Source organism: Flavobacterium sp., from assembly GCF_044338735.1.
In the GTDB taxonomy this organism is placed as follows: domain Bacteria; phylum Bacteroidota; class Bacteroidia; order Flavobacteriales; family Flavobacteriaceae; genus Flavobacterium.
On sequence record NZ_JBIIWV010000199.1, the window covers coordinates 1 to 3,557 of the forward strand.

A 3,557-nucleotide genomic window follows, 5' to 3' on the forward strand; every position below is an offset into this window, starting at 1 on the left:
ATATTTTTTATAAATTTATGAAATAATCTTTACACAATTACCGATAGAATTCTAAAATTTTATTTCACTCTAAAATTGTTTTGTATCTTTACAAAAAATCAGATATGGAAGTATTCGTTTATTTATTTGCAGCACTTTTTTCGGTATTAAACCCAATTGGAACAGTACCTATTTTCGTAGGACTAACCCAAGATTACACTAAGAAAGAGCGATCTAAAGTTTCGCTTTGGACTGCATTTAATGTGTTTATTATACTTTTAGTATCCTTTTTTATTGGTCAATATGTATTATCATTTTTTGGAATTACAATTACGGCACTAAGAATTGCAGGAGGAATAATTATTGCTAGTTCTGGTTTTTCGTTATTGAATGGAAAATTTTCTAAAAATAAAGGAATTGACAAGAAAACCGAAGAAGATGCACACAATAGAAATGATATTGCACTTACTCCTTTAGCAATGCCAATGTTAGCAGGTCCGGGGTCTATTTCGCTATTAATTGCTTATTATCAAGATCATCATAGCACCAATGAAATCATTATTTCTACACTAGCAATTTTTGTGGTTGCTTTTGCGATTTATTTTGTTTTGAGAAGTGCCCATTATTTAGCTAAAATATTAGGAGCTTCAGGAATTGTGGCTATTTCAAGAATTATTGGATTTTTAACGATAGCAATTGGTATTCAATACATCATAAGTTCAGTTTTGAGTATTGTAAGAGGTGTTTAATTAATAAATTCCAAAAGTAAAATTCCAAATTCCAATTATTGGACACAGACTAAAAAAATTCCAAATTCCAAAAGTTAAATAAAACCACTTTTGGAATTTGGAATTTTTTATATTGAAATTTACTCCTTTGGTAAGAAAATTTCAGCCATCATACAACGAGCACTTCCACCTCCACACGCTTCAATTGTATCTAAACTCGAACTCACAATAATAACATGCTCCTCTAATTGCGCAATTTGTTTTTTAGTCAAACTTTGATTTGCCGATGCACTCATAATTAAATATCTTCTATCATCTGTTCCTTTGACTTCGAGCATATTTCCAGCAAAATTATTCACTTGGTCTTCGGTGATTAGAATTACCTCTTTTTCATCACCTTTTAAACTATCCAAAACCATTTTACGCTCTTTTTTATCATCAATACAATCGGCACAAATAACTGCAAATGTTTCGCCAACACACATAATTACATTGGTATGATAAATGTGTTTTCTTTCTCCATTTACTGTTTGAAAAGCTTCAAAAATTACAGGTGTAAATTCAAAATCTTCGCAAAATTCAATAAATAATTCTTCATCTGCTCTTGGCGATAAAGCACAATATGCTTTTCCATTGGCTCGATCTAAAACAATACTTCCGGTTCCTTCTAAGAAAACATCATCTTCTTCTGCTGAAGTATAATCCATTATTTCATTAATAAGAAATCCCGCTGCTTCTAAATTATCTAAAACATCTTCGCGACGCTCTAAACGACGATTTTCGGCAAACATTGGATACAAAACAACATCGCCATTTTCATGAAACGAAATCCAGTTATTTGGAAAAATACTATCGGGTGTATCAGGACTTAGCGTGTCTTCAACTACGATAACGTGCAACCCGATCATTTTTAATTTTTGAACGAAAGTATCAAATTCTTCTTGCGCTTTAGCATTAACTGAAGTTGGCGTTAAATTATCCAAAACTTTTTGGTAATAATTATTTACAGCAGTTTGTTCATTCATTCGGAATGCTACCGGACGAATCATCAATATGGAATTAGTGGTTTGGTTCATGTTTTTCTTGTTATCGGTTATCCGTTATTTGTTATCGGTTTTCAGCTTTGTGTAAATGGTTGTAGGTAATTAATAATTTATTAGGTTTGCCAGTTGTTTTCAACATATTTGATAAAATTAAAAATCTTAGCTCCTAAAATATCATAATCATTAATATATCTTTCAATTTCTGGAATCAAACCAACATATAAATTCTTTATTTTTAACAAATGTCCTTTTGTTTCTAAACAACTTGAATGTGAATAAACTAAAAATTTAATGAAATCTGCTTTATATCGTTTTCTTCCATAACCTTCAACTATATTTGAATTAACTGAATCTGATGACCTTCTTAATTGACTACCTAATTCATATAATTCATACTTTGGTAATAAAAGTGATGCGGGATGAACTTCATAAAACAAAGACAAACTTATCTTGTATATATCTAAATCTTCATAACTCTTCATAACCAAATTTTATTACACAACACTAAAAAACTGAAAACAGAAAACAGATAACTTTTTATTTATTCTCTAATTAATGGTAAAGTTGAACATCTTAACAAGCCCTCTTGTTTGGCAATTTCGGCATACGGAATTTCTTCAACCGTAAATCCGTTTTTGCGAAGCCAGTTGTTTAATCGAGTAAAATTCTTTTCAGAAACTACGACATCTGGTGCAATGGAAAATACATTGGAGTTCATGTGATACATTTCTTCTCTTTCAATGTGAAACAGATTTTCCTTTCCGAACAAATTCACTAAAAACATATAATCAGCTTCTTCGCGGAAACCGCTTTTATAAATAATCCCTTTATTTGTTCCTACTGGTTGAAAACAGCAGTCTAAATGTAAAGCATTATCACGAGGTTCTATTTTAGATTTTACTAAATCAAATTCCTTAACTATTTTATTTGGAAATAATTCTTTAATATAGTTGACTCCTTGCCAATTGGTTCTAGCAGTAATGTAATCTTTATAATCTGAACCTTTGTAAGTTCCAATAAAAATATAATCATTCCAAAGCATTACATCGCCGCCTTCGATATGCACTTCTTCTGGAGGACGGACTACTTTTTTTGTATTTATTTGATCAATTACATACTGAATAGCGTCTAATTCACGCTCACGATCGGGTAATATATTCGCTTTTATAAATACATCATCAATTACAAAACCTATATCTCTTGCGAAAATTTGGTTGTAATTATCAATAGTTTGAGGTCTAAAAACTTTAACATCGTATTTTTGGAACACTGCATTAAAAGCCTCCATTTCATTCACCATATCAACTTCAACAGGATAAGTTCCTGCTTTAATGTGCTCTAATGACTTTGGATCATAGGCTTCTTCAATTGTAGGGGTTGGACCGTTACTTATTGCAGTTCCTAACACCACCGCCCTTAATCGGGAAGTTTCGTTTTTAACATTTAAAGGTAACATACTTTATTTTTTAGTTGTGCTTATTGGTTTTCGCTCTAAAGCAAATATAGTAAATTGAATTGAGAAAGTGAGTCCAAAAAAACGTGTAAAATAAAAAAACCCATCAAACGATGGGTTTAAAATTATCTGTTATTAACCTCTTTAAAATCGCGCAACGGATACCCAGTGTACACTTGTCTTGGGCGACCAATTGGCTCTTTGTTAATGCGCATTTCTTTCCATTGTGCTATCCATCCAGGTAAACGACCAATGGCAAATAAAACGGTAAACATTTCAACCGGAATTCCCATAGCACGGTAAATTATTCCAGAATAAAAATCTACGTTTGGATATAAGTTTCTAGATTTGAAA

Annotated in this window: 5 protein-coding genes; 1 reads left to right on the top strand and 4 read right to left on the bottom strand. The window is 31.3% G+C overall.

Annotation, left to right across the window (positions count from 1 at the left end; translation table 11 throughout):
• The first annotated feature begins 104 nt into the window (after positions 1-104).
• Positions 105-728 (top strand): MarC family NAAT transporter, encoded by a 624-nt coding sequence (locus ACIQZC_RS09975; protein WP_396139075.1) that lies wholly within the window; start codon positions 105-107, stop codon positions 726-728.
• Between the two features lie 119 nt (positions 729-847).
• Here ACIQZC_RS09975 and ctlX read toward each other — a convergent pair whose 3' ends face one another.
• The 4 genes from ctlX to ACIQZC_RS09995 form a co-directional block, all read right to left on the bottom strand.
• Entirely contained in the window at positions 848-1,783 is a 936-nt protein-coding gene (gene ctlX / locus ACIQZC_RS09980; RefSeq protein ID WP_396139076.1) for a citrulline utilization hydrolase CtlX, read from the bottom strand.
• Positions 1,784-1,863: 80 nt separating this feature from the next.
• Complete coding sequence (locus ACIQZC_RS09985; protein WP_396139077.1) at positions 1,864-2,232, bottom strand: four helix bundle protein; 369 nt, start codon at positions 2,230-2,232, stop codon at positions 1,864-1,866.
• 59 nt (positions 2,233-2,291) lie between these two features.
• Positions 2,292-3,206, bottom strand: a complete 915-nt coding sequence (locus tag ACIQZC_RS09990) for a dimethylarginine dimethylaminohydrolase family protein (protein ID WP_396139078.1) — start codon at positions 3,204-3,206, stop codon at positions 2,292-2,294.
• A 122-nt stretch (positions 3,207-3,328) separates the two neighbouring features.
• A partial coding sequence (locus ACIQZC_RS09995; protein WP_396139079.1) for a citrate/2-methylcitrate synthase occupies positions 3,329-3,557 on the bottom strand: 229 nt, incomplete at its 5' end.

Coding starts and splice junctions, on each gene's coding strand:
- ACIQZC_RS09975 (WP_396139075.1), top strand. CDS start 105: ATGGAAGTATTCGTTTATTTATTTGCAGCACTTTTTTCGGTATTAAAC.
- ctlX (WP_396139076.1), bottom strand. CDS start 1,783: ATGAACCAAACCACTAATTCCATATTGATGATTCGTCCGGTAGCATTC.
- ACIQZC_RS09985 (WP_396139077.1), bottom strand. CDS start 2,232: ATGAAGAGTTATGAAGATTTAGATATATACAAGATAAGTTTGTCTTTG.
- ACIQZC_RS09990 (WP_396139078.1), bottom strand. CDS start 3,206: ATGTTACCTTTAAATGTTAAAAACGAAACTTCCCGATTAAGGGCGGTG.